Origin of the sequence: Deferribacter abyssi (assembly GCF_049472655.1) — a bacterium.
GTDB classification, from domain to species: domain Bacteria; phylum Chrysiogenota; class Deferribacteres; order Deferribacterales; family Deferribacteraceae; genus Deferribacter; species Deferribacter abyssi.
On record NZ_JAQNCS010000012.1, the window covers coordinates 1 to 19,848 of the forward strand.

Sequence of the window (19,848 nt, forward strand, 5' to 3'; positions counted from 1 at the left end):
TATATCTATTCCCTCATCCACAATTGAAGTAGCAGCCTGAATCCCTGCACCATGATCAAGAGATATATTCTTAGAATTATCTATAAAACACTCCTCATTCTTTTCTGTATCATAAACATACCAATATCTTGCTCGTCCAAACCTTGGATCCATCTTCTCATTTACATCATCTTTTAAGGCTGTAACCAATATTTTCATACTCACCTCCAAAACTCACATTTTCTTTAACCCATCAAAAATTTCAGCAAAAACTTTTTTATAAAGTTCAGCGTACTCAGGTAGCACCATACATCTTTTTAATGAATCTACAACATTCAGCGAATAATCAACTTTCCCAAGCATCTCAACTTCTTTATCTTCAAAATAATTTAAAATTTCGCAATCTATGTCAGGGTTTAATCCAAATTTATTAATAATTACGCATATCTTACTCTTAAAATGTTGTAATAACACCATACATCTTTTTATATCGTGTAACCCTGAAACTGTCGATTCCACCACTAACAACGCTATATCAGCATTAGATAGTGCAGATATGGTACTACATCCTACTCCAGGAGGTCCATCTACAAGAATAATTTCACTATTTTGCTTTTCGGCCAATTCTCTCGCATTTTTCTTAACCTCAGCCACCAATTTACCGGAATTCTCCTCCGCAACATTTAGTTTTGCATGAACCATTTTAAAGCCGAACCTTGTGTTCGAAATATATTTTTTACCGGTTAACTTCTCACTTGATGAAATGGCTTCCACTGAGCAAACATAGCTACAAAAACCACACCCTTCGCAAGCAATCCCATCAATAAGATAACGCCCATCAATTACATTTATGGCGTTATATTCACACTTCTGACGACATTCATCACAATTAGTACAAACATCATTATCGATTACGAACTCTAATCCGGAATAAAAATCCTTTTCCGTTTCAATATCAGGCTTCATCAAAATATGTAAATCAGCCGCATCAACATCCGCATCCACTAATACATCATTGTGGTTCAAAAAATATGCAAGGGATGCAGTTATCGTAGATTTACCTGCACCACCTTTTCCACTAACAACCACTATCTCTTTCAACTTTCTACCTCAATTAACTTATAATAAACATCTCGAAAAACTTCGTCATACTCATCCAGCGCAAATTCTCCCTTTGAATACTTATATGCTATATTTTTCTCCAATGGAATTTTAGCAAGAACATTAATACTTTCTTTATCACAAAAAGGTATTATTTCTTTCCCATCTTTAAATTTATTTATAACGAGATGATAATCTTTATTTAATTCGCTAAGCAAATCGTGAATCAATGTAAAATCATAAAATCCAAAAGGGGAATCTTCAGCTACAACAATCACCTTATCAACATCCTTTACCACTTCAATAACAGGGCATGATGTTCCAGGAGGGGCATCCATTACAACCACTTCGTATTTTTCTTCAATTCTCTTTATTTTCTTTTTCACATCTTTGATCAAAGAAGTTGTAAGCACTTCACCGACATTTAATCTCCCCTCAATAAATGAAGGATTATTCACTTCATTAATACCTATTTTCCCTATGCACCTTTTATCTTCCGCTATAGCTTCAAATTTACATACGTATTCACACGCTCTACAACCATGGCAAAGCTCCGGAAAAAGCATCCAGAAACCTTTAGAAACCGCTAAAGCTTTAAACATGCACTTCTTTGCACATTCTCTGCAGTATGCACAATTTTCCTTTATCAGTTTTGGAATATAAGTATAAGACTCACTATATTTTAATAGATAGTTAAAAAATAGATTACCGTTCGGCTCTTCCACATCAAGGTCAGCCAATAAAACTTTTTTACCTATTTTGCTAAAAATTTTGAAAAATTAATGGCAAAGGTGGTTTTACCTGTACCACCCTTGCCACTAATAACTGCAACTTTCACCACTTATCCTCGTCTACATCCAAAACCACGTCCGTATCCTCTGCCTAACCCTCGACCTCTACCATTATGGCAGCTGCCATCTCTTAATCTTCTTCTTACTGGATATTCTACATTAGTATTTTCTCTTTTTTCAACATTCCCATTACATCTTCCAAGGCCTCTACCTGTTCTTGGGCCTTCACCTATTGGTCCAGTTCTATCAAATCCTGGCATATTTCACCTCCTTTTATTTTTATTTTTCAACTTTTTTACATTTATGTTTACTTCCTAAAAACCCTGTCTCCTTACCACATCTACGACATCTATGTCTTCTAACAAACTCTACACTCCCACCATCAATAACCAGTTCTTTAGATTCAACAAGCATCTCTGCTATTTTTCTTCTAGCCTTTTCCACCAATCTCGAGAAAGTTGGCCTAGAAATTCCCATAAGTTCTGCAGCTTCTTCATGATCTAGCCCTTCATAATCTGCCAACCTGACCGCTTCTAACTCATCCATAGCAAGTTCTACTTTTTCAAGCTCTGTGCTTGGAATCCCCTTAGGTTTAAATTCGTAACACAGGGGTTTAAAAGCAATCATTCTTACTTTACTTGGTCTTGCCATTTTACACCTCACTTAATAATATAATAAGCATATGTTCATAATTCAACCCTTTTTTTTTATTTTACATAATTTCATAATTAACACAACAAAAACCTATCAACTTGATAGTAATTTCAATTAATCTCATATAAATATGGCAACTGATTATTGATATTCATAAATATACTGAAACGTAATGCAATGAATTAGAATTAAGTTTAAAAACTCATTATTAGACGTAATATGTTAAAAAAGGGAGCCTTCTGTAGCTCCCCTTACAACTTCAATGATGTTCTGTTTCCAAATTCAGAAACTTTTCAGCGGCAAAATATAAGAAGAGAAATACACCCCAACCAAGTGCAAATATCATCCATTCTCCAATAGATGGAGAATAATGAGCCAAACCGGAAATGGTTGTATGAACTCCAGAACCTTCATAACCAGCTCTCATTGGTGGTAACTGACCTGCCACAATAAAATCGTATCTAGTAAAAAATAGCCCTATCATGTAAAAAAATCCAGCCACACCCAGAGCTTTCATGCTTTTAGCTTTAGTAACTACAATAATGAGTAATGGTAACACAACAGCCAATAAAACTTCACCAATCCAGAAATTCAAACTTAAAGGTCCTTTTAACAAAGCAAGAATAGCTTCATACGCTCCCTTTGGCTCAGTGTACAAAGATGACATTATCTTCCAGAAATAAAGGAACATCATCATCCCTATACCCATCCCCATTAATTTACCAAGAGCAGTCATTGATTCTTCTAAATCGGATGGGATTCTTCCTTTATAAACAATATTGTGGATTAACATAAGCATAGCAGCGCCAGCTGTAATCCCTGAAACTACAAGAAATGTTGAGAAATATATACCATGGTAAAAAGGTCTTGCATTTAGGGATCCGAAAACATAACCAAGGTTACTTGTAGCAACTGTACCTACGAGCAATGCAAAAAATCCCACAATAGCTGATGCAGTATGGCTTGTACCCTTAGGATTAAACACAAGGTATAATTCTATGGCAAGGATTACAAGCTCGATGGAATAGAACACACCCATCCAAACAATAGGAGCTCTCAAATTAGGAGATAAAATCAAATATATCATTAGTCTAATAGGATGGCCGATCTCCATACCAATTTGAGTAAAACCTGTCAACAGAATCACAAATGCCATAACAACTATTCTTTTGCTAATTTTTCCATATTTCTCATAACCGAAAGCGTGAGCCAAACCACCTATAAAAGCAAGCCCGGTAGAAGTAATAACAAAATATGCGTAGGTTGCAATCAGCAATCCCCAAGGTACTTCTCTATTGACAGCATAAACAGCTTCATGTCCTTTCATCAATACTTGCAAAACAGCTATCCCACCAATAGCCAACAAAATTAAACCTATGAAAATAAATGGATAGGCTGGAATTTCCTTATTTACGCTAAAAAATGATTTCTTTTCTACATGAGCAGACATATTATCCTCCTACTTTAGGTAAAATAATCTTGGGCGAGTATTTCTATCAGGTTTCAACTGATAATATGCCCTCGAAGCCAACAACTTACTCACCTTACTATTAGGATCATTTAGATCTCCAAACACTCTAACTTTAGTTGGACATGTTTCCACACAGGCAGGTTCTCTGCCTTCACCAAGTCTGTGGTAACACATAGTACACTTTTCAATAGCTTTATGATGCTCACTAACAAATCTTGCATCATACGGACAAGCTGCCATACATGCTTTACAAAGTATACATTTATCATAATCAACCAATACTACCCCTTCTTCAGTTCTAAATGTTGCATGAGTAGGGCATACACTTTCACAAGGGGTATTCTCACAATGCTGACATTGAGAAGGTTGATACTCCTGATGTAAATTAGGAAAATGTCCTTGTAATGGCAACTCAGTTACCCAAATTCTATATGTTTCATCTCCGACAGGAACACCGTTTTCAAACTTACAGGCAACGGTGCAGGCCTTGCAGTTTAAACATTTCTTTGTATCTAATACAATAGCATAACGCTTTTTACTCATAGCTGCACCCCTATTCACGCTTTCCTTATTTCAACAAAAGTTTCATGCATTGCAGCATTACCAGAAATAGGCTCAATAGCACTTTTAATAATAGCTGCTTGTGATCCACCTTTATTATATACAAGTTTCAACCAAGGGGATAATCTTCCATATCCATGGGCATAGTAAACACAATCAGGTCTAATTTTTTCTGTAACATATGCTTTTACTCTTTGTTCACCCACTTCACTCTTCACAATTACATAATCCCCTGTGTTAATACCCAACTTCTTAGCCTCCTTAGTATTTATCCAAATCACATTTTCTTTTAAAAGTTCCCATAAATATGGATTATTCTGGGTACTTGTATGGGTATAAAACCCATGTCTTCCCACAATAAATCTATACTTACCAGGCGCATCTTTTGGCCTTCTGTATACTGGAAGAGGATCAAGCCCTTTCGCTTCATATTTAAGGTTGTACAGTTCAATTTTACCGGAACGTGTTTTAAATCTGAATCCTGGTTTCTTTGTTTTGCCATAATGTGGTTTATCTGTTAGATAAAAGGTCCCTTCCTTCTTACACTTTTCAAAAGCACCTGGATATTTAGATAACTGATGTCTTACAAATTCTTCTGTTGTTTTATGGAAAATCTCTTCAACTACAGTCTCTTTGAATTCTTCCACCTCTTCAGGATCAGCATCATCCCAAAGTGCAGGAATCTTTAACATTTCATCCACGATTCCAGCAGCAATTTCATGCATTGATTTTGTATCAAACAAAGGTTTAATTACAGGTTGTCTAAATGCAACAACAGGCCAAATACCTGATTCACCATGACAGGGATCCCATCTTTCAAGATATGTAGATTCAGGTAACACAATATCTGCAAACCAAGCTGTATCGGACATCTGCACATCAATTACGCAGATAAATTCCATCTGTTTAAGCATTTTCAGTGTCTTACGTCTTTCTGGTACAGATTCAACAGGGTTTTGTTTGTAAACCATCATCCCTTTCACAGGATACGGCTCACCTTTAAGCACAGCTTCCCTTAATGCAAGCCAGCTACCATCTTTTTCACCTAAAAATGTACAGGAATCTGTAGGTAGGCCAGCTGACGTTCTCTCATCATCAGGAAGAAGCTCTCTAATAATTCCCTCAGCTTCTTTATCAATTCTATCTTCAGCCATATCAAAAATAGGAAAAACTATGTCATCATGTTTAGCCAAAGCTATCTTTGATTTAGGTACAATACCACCAGGGACATCCCAGCTACCACAAATAGCCGTTAAGATGGCACATGCTCTTCTGAAATATGTGTCATTTACATACCAAGAGCTCCTTCTACCTGGATACACAAGACTTCTTGGAGCGTACTTTGCGAATTCTCTAGCAATCCATCTGATTTCAGATGCAGTAATTTCACACTCTTTTTCAGCCCACTCAGGTGTGTATTTTTTTACATGTTCTGCAAGCTTATCAAAACCGTAAGTATATTTCTCAACAAACTCTTTATCATACAAATTCTCGCTAATGATTACATTTATCAAAGCGAGAACAAGAGCCATATCGGTACCAGGCTTAATTGGATACCATTTATCCGCTTTGGCAGCAGTATTGGTAAATCTTGGGTCAAAGTATATAAGCTGCTGCCCTTTTGGTTTAAATCTCTGAAAATCTACAGAATCAGGAGTCACAAGCCCTTCAGCTCTATTTGCTCCAAACATAAGAACAAATTCAGCGTTTCTCATATCCGCATCTGGATATGTCCCAAAAACAGACATCCATCCCTGAATTACAGAAGCCAGACAAAGGGTTGGATGTCTAACGGTATTGAGAGAACCATAAGACTGTGCCAAGAAGTAGAAAAATTCTTCTTGAAACCCTTCAGTGGATGCAAACAATACGGTAGATCTATTTTCATATTTCTGTTTCAACTCAGCCAGTTTGTTTGCCACATATTTGAAAGCCTCATCCCAGCTAATCTCTTTCCACTTACCTTCACCTCTTTTTCCAACTCTCAGTAAAGGTTTTTTCAACCTGTTTGGATCATAAGGAACTGCAGCCCCTGCATTTCCTCTAGCACACAACATCCCTCTACTTTTAAGATATTTTGGGTTAGGGTTTAGCTTTTTGATTCTTCCATCCACAACTTCAGCAATCAATCCACACTTATTAACGCATATTGCACATGTAGAAGGAATGAACTTTCTTCCACGTTCACCACCATTACTTGATTCTGCACTGTGCTCAGATGCTACTGCTTTTAAACTTGATAATCCACCAGTCATTGCTATGACTGCTGCAGTAGTACCTGAAGCTGCTAAAAACTTTCTTCTGCTAATTTTTAAATCTGCTAGCTTCATAATAGCAGTCCTCCTGTATTTAATAGCTTAGCTACCTTAGAATTGTATACAATATACATATTTTATTAGCATATGCAAGTAATTTTTTTTTCTTATGACAAATAATTACTTATACTTACCAATAGTTTCAAACATAATTTTATTTACATTTACAATGAGTTATATTAGGACCAATATTGTACTATTTGTATATTCAACTATTTTTATAAATCTCATATATTTTAAAATTACTGCAGAATAAAAATTAGATATTTAAGGAAGTAAATATAATATAAACAATCATCAGCAAGAAGATAATTTCTTCACTGTTCAGTATAAGCTACATAGTCACTATCGCAAACAGTAACAAAACTATAACTAGCTTATCAAAGCGTTATAAAACCAAATACTGCTCAATTTTTTTTATCCAAGTTTTCAAAAAAAGAATTCAAAACTAGAAAAAGTCCACTAAAAAATATTACACACATCTTGTAATTAATTTTCCGTTGAAAATTCCTAAGTTTTTTGTTGTATAATAGAAAGTTGATGTTCTATATAATGAATTAAAAACAGGATAAACTGACTATAACAACATAGCTTTTTTAAATTCAATTTTTTAATTGATTTATAAAAGGAATTAGACAATATTAAAGTATTATGCATAGAAGGGCTATTTTATGAAAGACATAGTTATAAGAACAATAACGATTAACGACTTACCACACATCTATAAGCTTGGTGAAAAAGTTTTTACATTACAAAATTATCCAAACCTTTATAGAGTATGGGATGAGAATGAAGTAGCAGAGTTTTTTATAAATGATAAAGAAAGCTGTTTTGTAGCGGAAATAGATAGAAAAATTGTTGGTTTTATACTTTCTTACGTTGTTAATAAAGCATTAATAAAGTATGGTTATCTCGTATGGTTATGTGTAGATGAAGAATACAAAAAACAAGGAGTTGCTTCTAAACTTTTTGATGAATTTAAAAAATATATGAAAAAAAATGGTGTTATAACTCTCTTTGTAGATGTTGAAAAAAGTAATAACGAAGCATTAAAATTTTTTAGAAATAAAGGTTTTAGTGAACCAAAAGAACAAATTTATCTAACTCTTTATTTAGAAGAAAGTGAGAAAAAATGATAAATGAAGACCGACTAAAAAATTTATTAATCGATATGATCAATATTTATAGCCCATCTGGTAAAGAAGGGGAGATTATACATTTTTTAAAGAATCTTTTCACAAAACATAGCATAGAGTTTGTATATCAGAAGGTTGAAGACTCAAGAGGTAATCTTTTAATTCTTCCTGAAGAAGGGGAAAGCAATCTAGTATTGGTAGGTCATATAGATACTGTACCTGCTTTTGATTATGAAAATTATGAAGCTGATGTTTATGATGATGAAATTTATGGTCTTGGTTCTGCTGATATGAAAAGCGGCTGTGCAGCCATGATAGAAGCTTTTTTAACATATAAAGAAAAACATCAATCAGATTTTCCTTGTTCTCTTGCCCTTGTTGTAGGAGAAGAAGAATCTGGTGATGGTGCTTTTGAACTTGCTCGTGAATACTCTTTTGATTGGGCAATTATTGGTGAACCCACAAATTTAAACCCATGTTTTGGTCATTATGGTTATATAGAAATGTCATTATTAACTTATGGGCAAAAACTACACGCTTCTATTTCAAAACCAGACAAAAATGCAGTGAAATTGATGATGGATTGTATTAATCTAATAATAAACTATATAGATGAAAAAGGAGACATCCTATACAATATAAGAGACTTCAATAGCTCACAGGCTGGATTCGCAAGTCCTGATAAGTGTGAAGCATACCTAGATTTACATTTGCCTACAAAGTATCCCCTTGGAATATTAGCTTTTGAAATTGAAGAATTAATCTATAACAAATTTACAGATAACGAGATAAAATTTTCATTAGAAACTATACACCATGGTTATGAATTGTCTGAAAAAGCATCTTTACCAAAACAATTAAAAAATATTTACAATGAACAAAATATCCATTTTACCCCTTCACTTTTTAAAAGTGATTCTGATGCCCCAATATTATGGCAATTTGGCATCAAACCTATTATCCTCGGGCCAGGAGATTTATCTAATGCTCATACTGGGGATGAATATGTAAATTTTGCAGATGTTGTTAAAGCATCAAATATTTATTATTCTGTCATGGAGGGAATAAGATAAAAACTATTTTTTTTATATTACTATTAGTTACAGAACTAATCAATGCTGCTCATTTTCTACGAAGAGGAAATATGCTTTTAACTGCAGTTTTTATCAGTATGATTATATTCTTTTTTATAAAAAGAAAATTTGCAATGTATACACTTCAAATTTCCTTTGTTTTAGGTACAGTTATATGGGTAATTACTACTTATAAATTAACAATTATCCGTTTGCATTTTAATGAACCTTATATGAAAATGATAATAATACTTTTAAGTGTAGTACTGGCAAATCTTTTACTATTAGCACTCTCTTTTAATAAAAAAATAAAAAACCACTTTTATAATTTGAAAAAATAATAATGAGTTGCAAAAATTGGTAGAAATAAAGCAATCTTTTGTTTATCAAAAAATTATCAAATCAAACATTTACTATTGAAAAACATGCTTTTATTATGAAACAGTTGTACTGTTTTAGTGAAAACTGGCTCTTTTTCATTTGACTTTTTAAGTCGTTTATTGTTTAAAATAAAAATATGAAAACACTTTTCTTGAAAAAAGGTTTTGATCGAAGGGTTCAAGCTGGTTATCTTTGGATATTTTCAAACGAAGTAGAAAATATAAGAGATTTTGTTCCTGGGGAAGTTGCAAAAATCTATACTCATAACAAAGAGTTTCTTGGGATAGGATATGTAAACCCACATTCGCTCATATGTGCAAGAATATTAAGCAAAAAAGATATTAATATAGATATAAACTTCGTAAAAAACAGAATTAGCACTGCACTCTCGTTAAGAAAAATCTTATACGACAAACCTTATTATCGTTTACTATTTAGTGAAGGTGATTTTCTCCCAGGCGTAATCATAGATAGATACGACAATTTGTTTTCAATTCAATTAAATACATTCTGGGCTGACAAAAATAAAGACCTTATAATAACAGCTTTAAAAGAATTATTTTCTGATAATATAAAGATTGTTTTAAAAAATGATAACACCGCTAGACTTCTCGAGACATTACCTCTTACTGTAGAATCACTAAATAATAAATTTAATGGTGATATATTTTTTGAGGAAAATAATATTAAAATGTATGTAAATATTTTTAAGGCTCAAAAAACAGGATACTATTTTGATCAACGTGAAAACAAAAAATTAATGCAATTAATTGCAAATAATATGTATGTGGTAGATGTTTTTTCTTATATAGGAGGATGGGGGTTAAATGCTTTAAAGAACCATGCTAAAAAGGTTACATTTGTAGATATCTCAGCTTTTGCCCTTGAATGTGCTGAAGAAAATGTAAAAATGAATAAATTCAAAGCAGAAACAGAATTTCTAAAAATTGATGCCATAGATTTTTTAAAAAATCTAGCTCAGAATAAAGAAAAACCGGACATTCTCGTTATTGATCCTCCAGCTTTTGTTAAATCTAAAAAGAAATTAAGTGAAGCACTAAAAGGATATATTAACTTAAATAAGTGGGCACTAAAATCTGTGAAAAAAAATGGATTTATTTTTACATGTAGTTGTTCACAACATGTAGACGAAGAAAAATTTCACTGGATTTTAAATAATGCAGCTAAAACTGCCGGCAAAAAATTCAAAATTCTTTCAAAATTAACACAAGGCTTTGACCACCCGGTCAACCCTAAAATGAAAGAGACATTTTATCTCAAAGGCTTTTTTATTCAGGTATTATGATAAAATCTCTTGTTAAGTATATAAAAAACGGTAAATTTGCAAATAACCTTGTTTTTGAAAAAATATTAGAAGAACATAAAGGTTCTTTTGTAGACTTAAAAATTATAGAAAATCAAATTCTAAAAGAAACACTAAAAGAGATGGGGATACATCATCTTTATTCTCATCAAGCAGAATCGTATAGCTTAATAAAAGATGGCAAAAATGTTCTTATAACCACTCCAACAGCCTCAGGAAAAACATTATGTTACAATCTTCCTATATTGGAAGACATTTACCTGAATAAATCGAAAGCTCTTTATCTTTTTCCTATAAAGGCATTGGGTTACGACCAAAAAGAAAAACTAGAAAATTTCGCAAACAAAATACCTCTTTTTGATTTTAAAGTAGATGTAATCGATGGAGATACTAATAAAAAAGTAAGAAGAAGAATCTTAGCTAATCCACCCGATATTATTATATCAAACATCGATATATTACATTATTCTATATTACCTAAAATCCCAGAATGGGAACCATTCTTAAAAAATTTAAAATACATAGTAATCGATGAATTGCATACTTACAGAGGTATTTTTGGCTCACATGTAAGAAATATATTTCAAAGATTAAAACGTTTTTTACCCAATATACAAATTATTACATCATCGGCAACTATTGGTAATGCAAAAGAGCTTGCAAAAGATCTCTTCGATATCGATTTCGAACATATATATAAAAATGGTGCCCCATCTAGCAAAAAACATTTTCTTTTTTTCAATCCTGAAAAAGTTCCTGCTGCAACTCTAGCCTCTTATTTCATGAAAATATTTATAGAGTCAGGAATTAAAACTCTTTGCTTTACAAAATCAAGAGTTCAAACAGAAACTATATACCGAAGACTTATTTCTGATGCAAATATTAGCAAAAATTCCATTTCATCGTATCGGGCAGGATTCTTACCTGAAGAAAGAAGATCTATTGAAAAAAATTTTAGAGATGGAAAACTCAAAGGTGTAATTGCCACAAGTGCATTCGAGCTTGGAATAGATATTGGAGGAATTGACGCTACAATAATTTTAGGTTTTCCTGGTTCTCTAATGAGTCTTTGGCAAAGAGCAGGAAGAGGAGGTAGAAACAACAACGAAAGTCTTATTATATTGATCGCAACCAACGATGCTCTTGACCAATATTTTGTTAAAAATCCCAATAAGCTTTTATCTTCAAAGTTCGAAGATGCCTTAATTGATAAAGAAAATGAAATTATTCAAAAACAACATGTACAGTGCGCAGCCTATGAAAAACCTATAATTACAAATGAATATTATTATAATCAAAATATTAGAATCATTGATAAAATGCTCGAATCAAAAGAACTCTTCCAAGATGATGAAAAAAAAGTTGTTGTTACTTTTAAAAATTACCCCCACAAAGAAGTTGATTTAAGAGCTAGCGGTAGCACCTATACAATAATGATGAATGATATTATAATAGGCACAAACTCAGCAAAAAAAGCATATACTGAAAATTACATAGGTGCTATTTACATTCACAGGGGAGAAACATTTATTGTAAAAAATATCGACCATTCAAAAAAAGAAATTCACGTAAAACCTGCTAATCCAAATTACTATACACGACCTATACTAGAAAAACAAACAGTAGTTTTAAAAGTTCACAAAGAAAAAAAAATAAGAAATTTTAACTGCAAGTATGTTGATCTCATTGTGACAGAACATTTGACAGGTTATGAGAAAATTTCAGATAAAACAGGAGAAAAACTAGGAAAAATAGATATTAAAACAGAACCCATACAGTTTGAAACTAAAGGAATTGTAATAGAAATACCTGAAAACCAACAAAGTACCAATATTATGGGTTCTATTCATGCTATAGAACATGGAATCATAGCAATGATACCAACCGAAATATTATGTGATAGAAATGATATTGGCGGAATATCTTATCCAGCACATCCACAAACAGGAAATATATCCATCTTTATATATGATGGATATCCTGGCGGTATTGGTATAACTAGGCGTGTCTTCGACAATATTGAAAAAATACTTCAAATCACTTTACTAAATATAAAAAACTGCCAATGCGAAACTGGGTGTCCAGCATGTATAATCTCTCCAAAATGCGGTTCAGGCAATTATCCCCTCGATAAAAATGGAGCATTAACTCTTCTTGGTTTTATTCTAAACAATAAACATTCTATCAGTAAGTTTTCAAATTATCCACATAAAAAAGATATACTTGTATTCGACATTGAAACAAAATATTCAGCTGATGAAGTAGGTGGATGGAAAAACGCTCACAAGATGGGAGTAGCTATTCTCGTAGCTTATTCATTTGAAAAAGATAAATATCTAGTTTTTTACGAAAATGATATGGCGTATTTTGAAAATATTATTAAAAATGCCAAGGCGATTATCGGTTTTAATATCATTAATTTTGACTTTAAAGTGTTAAGCGCATATCTAAACATAAATTTAAAACAATCCGTAGTTTTAGATATTTTATATGATATCAAATGTATTACTGGTAAACGTTTTTCTCTAAACAATATAGCTAAATCCACACTGAATATTCAAAAAAGTGCAGACGGACTGCAGTCATTAAAATGGTATAAAGATGGTAATTTTGAAAAGATTATAGAGTATTGTAAAAAAGATGTTGAAATAACATATAAAATTTTCAATTTTGGTGTTCAAAACAAAAAAGTGTACTGTGAAAACAAGGGATTAAGAATAACAATTCCAGTTAATTGGAATTATATATTTACGTAATTTTTAAGGAATTTTTAATAAAAAAACCAAAATTATAAAAATAATCAATTCACTTTAATTTGTTACCACTTTGTCAAAAAATACAACAAAAAACAAACGTATGCTACACTTTTGAGTTATTACTTCTTAGTTATTACTTCTTGTAACTATCTATGAACACAACAAAAACAATACGATCAATTAAAATTTTAAACATTTGTTATAAAAAACATCCATATTATTATCAATCTTCTTGAAATTTATCAAATTTAATATAATAAAATATAACGTAAAAATCTGGAGGAATCAAATGAAAGTTAGCTTAAAAATTAAAATAGCAATTGGAGTTTTATTCGTAGGAATTCTTGGTGGTATCATAGGCTTATTTAATATTTATATTTTAAAAAACAACTATTTTGATAAAAATACTGCTATTTATATAAATGTCATACTAATGTTCATAGGTACCATTTCTGCCATTTCAGTTATTATTTTTATTCTCAAGTACCTCTTCAAATACATCGATATTCTAAAAAAATACACTGAAGAGATTAAAAATGGTAATCTTAATTTCAAAAAATTAGACATTACTACAAAAAATGATGAACTTTCTGAGTTGGTTTTAGTTTTCACTGATTCAATAGAAAAATTCAGTAACATTATAAAGAATTTTTACAATACATCGGTATCATTAAAATCTGCATCCGAAGATTTAAATGTAACAAGTGAAAATATGGAAATGAATATTGTTAGTATAAATGATGAAATTCAAGGAGTATCATCAGCAGCAGAAGAACTAAATTCTACAAGTAAAAACATTCTTGATAACACAATTGAAATTAGAGATACAACTAATCAGGCTGAAGACAAGCTGTTAAAATCTGTCAATATGATAGAAGATAACAAAAAACAAATAGAAAATATAGCCTATACATCCAATCAAATTGCTGAAAGAATATCAAATTTCAAGAAACTATCCGACGAAATAGGAAAAATAATCCTCACCATCAACGATATAGCCGACCAAACAAACTTGCTAGCTTTAAATGCTGCCATTGAAGCTGCAAGAGCTGGAGAACATGGTAGAGGATTTGCTGTTGTTGCTGATGAAGTTAGAAAATTAGCCAACAAAACCACCGATTCAACAAAACTCATAGAAGAATCTATAAAAAACATTCAAAAAGAAACAAACAACATAATAGATGTCGTAAACAAAGAAGTGGAAGAAGTGGATAAAGGTGTAGAAACTGCTAACACTTCAATATCAGCAATAAGAGAAGTAAATGAATCATTTACTGAAATAAAAACAAAGCTAGAGGCTATTACGACAGCGATTAATGAAGAATCTTTTGCAATAGAAGATATTTCTAAAAACATTTCAGATGTAGCCATAAAAATTTCAAATATTAAAGATTTATACACCAAGACAAAACAAGCAAGTAACGACCTTCTTGAAATCTCTGTAGAACTAATGCGAGAGTTAGGTTATTTTAAAATTGATCATAGTGAAGATTTTATTCAATGGTCAGAAAAAATGGAAACAGGGGTGTCAAAATTTGACAATCAACATAAAAAATTAGTTGAAATAATTAATAAGTTATATGGTGCCATTAAAGCTGATAGATCTGCTCAAGTTTTAGAAAATATTTTAAACGAACTAGTTGAATACACTGTTTATCACTTTAATTCAGAGGAAGAAGCTTTTAAACAATACAATTATCCAGAGTATGAAAATCATCATAAAATACACGAAAATTTAAAAGCAACAGTTGTTGATTTCATAAATAAATTTAAAAGTGGGGATGAAGCAATCGGCTTTACACTAATGAATTTTTTGAGAAAATGGCTCATACAACATATTATGGGTGAAGATAAAAAATATGCTCCATACTTAAAAGGGAAGGTGTTGTAGTGAATTTAAAAATCCAAGCAAAAAATATTATTGAAAATGCTTTTCAATTAAAAAAAGAAGAACGACTTTTAATAATTTCTGAATTATTTGACAATACTATAGATCTTAGTAGTAAAGATAAAGTTAGATGGGAAAAATTAACTAAATTCACAAAAGCTCTCTTTCATCAATTGAAAATGTTGCATCAAAATACCTATTTATTAGAATACCCTTCTACAAAAGGACATGGAAAAGAACCTGATTTAACAGTTTGGGAATATGTGTTTGGTGAAGATTTCATTTCCTATTTGAAATCTCACAACTTAACTGAAAAATTGTTAAATAAATGTTTAAGTGTAAACGATAAAGGCTTAATTGGTAATTTTGTTTTTTCAAATAAGCCAAAATTTGATGTAATCATGGCCATTACAAATTTCTCTACTAGTCATACATTTTTTAGAAAATTATTTACAGAAATTGCTGGCGGTAGATACGCTAGTATGCCTTTGTTTGATCCTGAAATGTTTAATACTTCTATGAGAACTGACATCAACGAACTTGCTGAGTTTACCTTAAAGTTAGCAACTTATATAAGTGATTTCACTGGTTTTCAAATCATAAGCGAAAATGGTACGAATATATACATTTCAAAAAAAGATAGAGAAGTCATTCCTGATTCGGGAAAACTGAATAAGCCAGGAAGTTTTGGCAACCTTCCTGCTGGAGAAGTTTTTTTCGCACCTGTAGAAGGTAAAAGCAATGGAATAATAATATTGGAATATGCACCCACAAAAAAACTTGATTCTCCAATCAAAATTATTATCGAAAATGGAAAAATTAAAGATATTTCAGGAAACGAAACTTATGTAAATGAAATGATTCAAAAAATTAATCTCCACCCAAACAATAAATTTGTAGCTGAACTTGGTTTTGGTACAAACAAAACCGCCACAATGCTTGACAACATTTTAGAATCAGAAAAAATCTATGGTACAGTTCACATTGCATTTGGCGACAACCATGCTTTTGGTGGAAAAAATCAGGCACCTTTTCATGAAGATTATTTAATACTTTATCCTACAGTTTTTGGTATCGATAAAACAGGCAACAAAACTTTAATTTTAAAAAATCGAACATTTATACCAAAACTTTAAAATCACTAAATACATTCATTAAAAGTTTTTCTTTTTTTTAATTTTAATAACTGAAAAGCACGATACACATTATTTTATATAACCAATTGATATTATTTGAGTAATATGTTACCTTTATATTAAAGTATTTAGAGCTAAAAAACAACTTCTTCTGGAGGTCATATATGGGCAAAAAGGTATTTTGGATTACAACCATAGTATTTAGTCTAATATTTATAGGAATTTTAATAAACAAAAGTATGACAAACAAAAAGATATTCAAACAGAATAATATCTTACTCACCAAAAAATTAAAAATTCATGAATTGAGAGATATAGGTGTCACGTTATTATCCCCTGGGGAGTTAAAAAAACATGATGTAAAAGTAAAAAAAAGTCAAAAAGATATAATCAAGGACGGAGCAGTCTATGATTATAGTTTTGGTGCATATAAAATCAGTATTTCAAAATTTATTTATGGTAAAGCAAATCCAAATATCGAAACTTTACAAAACTGGTTTATTGGTCAATTGCAAAGAGAAAGCAAAAAAAATTCATTACATTACACAATAAAAGAAGAAAACAATAAGGACTGGAAAATTAGAATTATAAAAGGTGATATGCAATACAAAAATTTAAAATATAAAGTCGGTTTTATGGCAAAATTAATAACCGGAAAAAAAGTTTTCTACCAATTTATTATCACTTACGTTAAAACAAATAAAAATATACAAACTTTTAGTGAGAAAATATTTAATTCTATAAAAGTCAACTATTAGGTGAATTATATAATGTATAAATTATTACGGGTATAGTAACTCAAAAAATATTAAATACTGTAAATGAAAATAAGCTATAATTAAAACAGAATTCTTAAAATATTTAAGATATTAGAAATTATCTGCCAACAATACGTGAAAAATATCTTCTTGTAGATTCTTGCAGTTTATCAGCAACCTTAAAGGCTTCTTTTAATAATTCTTGTTCTTGTTTTGGTAGTTTATAAGGATCAAGATAATGACTCGGCTCCTTACCTTGCTCTATCAAATTAATCTCATTCTTTAGCCTTATATATGTAAAAAACTCAAAAGCCGCCTTTATATGTTCAACCATTGCGGCATTAAAAACTTTTAACTCAAGCAATTTATCAAGTCTATCTATTGTCGTAGTAGCATATATACCTTTTTCAAGCATATACATCCTTACACAATCAACAATAAAAATACTCCCATTCTCCTTAACAGACAATTTCCCCTTATGCTTATCATCGCTTGAAGTAATAAATCTACCTAATATACCTAGAGGTACTTTATGTTTGAAATCTAGCTCCATCATATGATACAAAAAAATTGAGTTCTCTTTAATTTCTTTATATACAAAATCTCTTAATTCATGACATAATCGAGTTTCTCCAATTAGAGGCATGAAGTCAAAAAAAATCGATGAATATCTGACTCTTTGAGGTTCCGGAACTTCTATCCATTTAGCAATGCGTTCTTTCCAATCTTTTAATCTTCCTCTCCATAGAGGATTATTTACCATAACCTTACCATGACACAAAGAATAACCTACTCTAGCTAAAGCATTTACAAGTCTTTCCGCAAATGGGACAAAAAAGGCCTCAACCTCATCATGTAGTTCATCAGGATAGTCTTCAAAAACAAAACCATTATCCTGGTCAGGTCCTAAAAGCATCTCTTTCCTACCGCCACTCCCCATTATCATAAAACAGAACTTGATATCTGGAGGTTTAAACCCATCTGAAATCATATCTTCATAAACTAATTTAAAGCATCTTTTTATTATATTGTGGTGAATATATGATATAATTTCCATAGTCTCAACATGAGACCTGTTTTCCATCAAAAGCACCTTTGCTACTAAAACAAGTTCTTTTTTTATCCTGGAAAGTTCATCTAGAGATCTTGCTTCTTTAGCTTTTCCAACAAGGAAAATAGTTTTTTGACTGCGAAACTTCATTAAATCTCTTATAGTAACTATTCCAACTATTTTATCTCCATCTAGTACAGGCAAATGTCTAATTTTATGCCGAAGCATGAATGCAGCCGCCTCGTACATATAAGTTTCTGGAGACATATAGTAAGGTTCAGGGGTCATTATATCTTTAGCTTGCAATGTACCAAGATTACTATCTATTTCTCTAGCTAATACTTTAACAACAAGATCACGTTCGGTAATTATACCAATTAATTTTCTATTATGATCACAAACAAGAATTGATCCTATGCCTTTTATCGTCATTATTTTTGCAATTTCATGGACAGTTGTTTCTGGAAAACAAATTTCAACTGGTGACGACATAATTTCAATCAATTTTTTCTGAAAAGGAAAAGCCTCAATAAGTGAAACAGGTTCTGATAATTGAGTTTTAACAACATCAGAATATAGTCTCTTAATCCTTGAAAAAACAGCTTTACTAAAAAAATTAGCTATGATAGGATATTTTCTTGAAATATCAAGAATTAACTCTCTAGGTATTAATAAACATTCTGTTATAGTAGCAGTCTTAGCACCGGCAGTATACCCTTCATTAGAAAAAATCGGAGTCCATCCAAAAAATTCCCCTTCTTTTCTTATATCTACAACAACTTCTACACCTTCGGTTGCTTCTGTGAATATTTCAACAATTCCATCAATAATAAAGTACAAAAAGCCTGTAGGTTCATCATACTGTGAAAATATAACCTCATTATTACTAAACTTTTTAACAAATACTTTTTCTCGAAATTTTTCTATTTCATGATCAGGTAAATTTTTAAAAGGTTCAGACTGTTTTAGTCGTTTAAGAATACCCACAAAATCCCCTTGTCAGCTATCATCCTTTCAAAACTTTTTTCTTATTAAAACTTATCGGATGAGCGTGTTGTTTAATGATAAATTCCCCTATTACTTTAAACCATATTGTCACACTAGCTATTCCTGTCCAAAGGTTATAAGGATAAGCAAATAGTACTACCCCAAAAATAGCCCAAATTAAAGCTAAACCTGCAAAAAGGTTCAATAATCCAACGTAAGGTGCCCACTTTTTAGGGTTTGGTGGTAGCTCTCCTTTCTTCACTGCAACGTTAGTAAAATCTTTCTTTATAAAAATCTTATATGCGTTTTTCAACCATACAAATGATAAAGGGAATAATGCAAGAAATAAAATCCAATTCATAGTTGTTATTATATCAGGCATAAACACTCCTTATTGATATTCATTTTAGCTTAGTCTGCATAGATTATCAATTTATATGCAAAAGAAAATAAAGCTTCCTCATTACGAGGAAGCTTTACAAACAC

General features: G+C 31.4%; 18 protein-coding genes. 7 read left to right on the plus strand and 11 right to left on the minus strand.

Features of this window, described 5'->3' with window-relative positions; genetic code table 11:
* The 9 genes from OWK30_RS07765 to OWK30_RS07805 form a co-directional block, all read right to left on the minus strand.
* A partial coding sequence (locus tag OWK30_RS07765; protein WP_423325239.1) for a NifB/NifX family molybdenum-iron cluster-binding protein occupies nucleotides 1-198 on the minus strand: 198 nt, incomplete at its 3' end.
* Between the two features lie 15 nt (nucleotides 199-213).
* Nucleotides 214-1,080: an ATP-binding protein gene (locus OWK30_RS07770; RefSeq protein WP_423325241.1), complete on the minus strand. Its 867-nt coding sequence runs from the start codon at nucleotides 1,078-1,080 to the stop codon at nucleotides 214-216.
* Complete coding sequence (locus tag OWK30_RS07775) at nucleotides 1,077-1,820, minus strand: 4Fe-4S binding protein (protein WP_423325243.1); 744 nt, start codon at nucleotides 1,818-1,820, stop codon at nucleotides 1,077-1,079. The genes OWK30_RS07770 and OWK30_RS07775 overlap by 4 nt, the downstream gene beginning before the upstream one ends.
* Nucleotides 1,821-1,834: 14 nt before the next feature.
* Nucleotides 1,835-1,921: a nucleotide-binding protein gene (locus OWK30_RS07780; RefSeq protein ID WP_423325373.1), complete on the minus strand. Its 87-nt coding sequence runs from the start codon at nucleotides 1,919-1,921 to the stop codon at nucleotides 1,835-1,837.
* Nucleotides 1,922-2,131, minus strand: a complete 210-nt coding sequence (locus OWK30_RS07785) for a DUF5320 domain-containing protein (RefSeq protein WP_423325245.1) — start codon at nucleotides 2,129-2,131, stop codon at nucleotides 1,922-1,924.
* A 19-nt stretch (nucleotides 2,132-2,150) separates the two neighbouring features.
* Entirely contained in the window at nucleotides 2,151-2,522 is a 372-nt protein-coding gene (locus tag OWK30_RS07790) for a DUF134 domain-containing protein (protein WP_423325247.1), read from the minus strand.
* 262 nt (nucleotides 2,523-2,784) lie between these two features.
* Nucleotides 2,785-3,975 carry an NrfD/PsrC family molybdoenzyme membrane anchor subunit gene (gene nrfD / locus OWK30_RS07795; RefSeq protein ID WP_423325249.1) on the minus strand — a complete coding sequence of 397 codons (1,191 nt, stop codon included), beginning with the start codon at nucleotides 3,973-3,975 and terminating at the stop codon, nucleotides 2,785-2,787.
* A 9-nt stretch (nucleotides 3,976-3,984) separates the two neighbouring features.
* Nucleotides 3,985-4,539 carry a 4Fe-4S dicluster domain-containing protein gene (locus tag OWK30_RS07800; protein ID WP_423325251.1) on the minus strand — a complete coding sequence of 185 codons (555 nt, stop codon included), beginning with the start codon at nucleotides 4,537-4,539 and terminating at the stop codon, nucleotides 3,985-3,987.
* 14 nt (nucleotides 4,540-4,553) lie between these two features.
* The gene (locus OWK30_RS07805; RefSeq protein ID WP_423325253.1) at nucleotides 4,554-6,887 is read right to left on the minus strand and encodes a molybdopterin-containing oxidoreductase family protein; all 2,334 of its coding nucleotides are present in this window, start codon (nucleotides 6,885-6,887) and stop codon (nucleotides 4,554-4,556) included.
* A 656-nt stretch (nucleotides 6,888-7,543) separates the two neighbouring features.
* Between OWK30_RS07805 and OWK30_RS07810 the strand changes: the two genes are divergently transcribed.
* The 7 genes from OWK30_RS07810 (at nucleotide 7,544) to OWK30_RS07840 (ending at nucleotide 17,324) form a co-directional block, all read left to right on the plus strand.
* Complete coding sequence (locus tag OWK30_RS07810) at nucleotides 7,544-8,008, plus strand: GNAT family N-acetyltransferase (protein WP_423325255.1); 465 nt, start codon at nucleotides 7,544-7,546, stop codon at nucleotides 8,006-8,008.
* Nucleotides 8,005-9,081 carry a M20/M25/M40 family metallo-hydrolase gene (locus OWK30_RS07815; protein ID WP_423325257.1) on the plus strand — a complete coding sequence of 359 codons (1,077 nt, stop codon included), beginning with the start codon at nucleotides 8,005-8,007 and terminating at the stop codon, nucleotides 9,079-9,081. The genes OWK30_RS07810 and OWK30_RS07815 overlap by 4 nt, the downstream gene beginning before the upstream one ends.
* Nucleotides 9,082-9,598: 517 nt before the next feature.
* Nucleotides 9,599-10,768, plus strand: a complete 1,170-nt coding sequence (locus tag OWK30_RS07820; protein WP_423325259.1) for a class I SAM-dependent rRNA methyltransferase — start codon at nucleotides 9,599-9,601, stop codon at nucleotides 10,766-10,768.
* Nucleotides 10,765-13,542 (plus strand): DEAD/DEAH box helicase, encoded by a 2,778-nt coding sequence (locus OWK30_RS07825; protein WP_423325261.1) that lies wholly within the window; start codon nucleotides 10,765-10,767, stop codon nucleotides 13,540-13,542. The genes OWK30_RS07820 and OWK30_RS07825 overlap by 4 nt, the downstream gene beginning before the upstream one ends.
* A 289-nt stretch (nucleotides 13,543-13,831) precedes the next feature.
* Nucleotides 13,832-15,433: a bacteriohemerythrin gene (locus OWK30_RS07830; RefSeq protein WP_423325263.1), complete on the plus strand. Its 1,602-nt coding sequence runs from the start codon at nucleotides 13,832-13,834 to the stop codon at nucleotides 15,431-15,433.
* Entirely contained in the window at nucleotides 15,433-16,566 is a 1,134-nt protein-coding gene (locus OWK30_RS07835) for an aminopeptidase (protein ID WP_423325265.1), read from the plus strand. The genes OWK30_RS07830 and OWK30_RS07835 overlap by 1 nt, the downstream gene beginning before the upstream one ends.
* A gap of 164 nt (nucleotides 16,567-16,730) precedes the next feature.
* Nucleotides 16,731-17,324 (plus strand): hypothetical protein, encoded by a 594-nt coding sequence (locus OWK30_RS07840; RefSeq protein ID WP_423325267.1) that lies wholly within the window; start codon nucleotides 16,731-16,733, stop codon nucleotides 17,322-17,324.
* Nucleotides 17,325-17,442: 118 nt separating this feature from the next.
* Here the strand turns inward: OWK30_RS07840 and OWK30_RS07845 are convergent, their stop codons facing one another.
* Both OWK30_RS07845 and OWK30_RS07850 read right to left on the minus strand, forming a co-directional pair.
* The gene (locus tag OWK30_RS07845) at nucleotides 17,443-19,362 is read right to left on the minus strand and encodes a putative nucleotidyltransferase substrate binding domain-containing protein (protein WP_423325269.1); all 1,920 of its coding nucleotides are present in this window, start codon (nucleotides 19,360-19,362) and stop codon (nucleotides 17,443-17,445) included.
* Nucleotides 19,363-19,381: 19 nt separating this feature from the next.
* Nucleotides 19,382-19,744, minus strand: a complete 363-nt coding sequence (locus OWK30_RS07850) for a hypothetical protein (RefSeq protein ID WP_423325271.1) — start codon at nucleotides 19,742-19,744, stop codon at nucleotides 19,382-19,384.
* Nucleotides 19,745-19,848 lie beyond the last annotated feature (104 nt).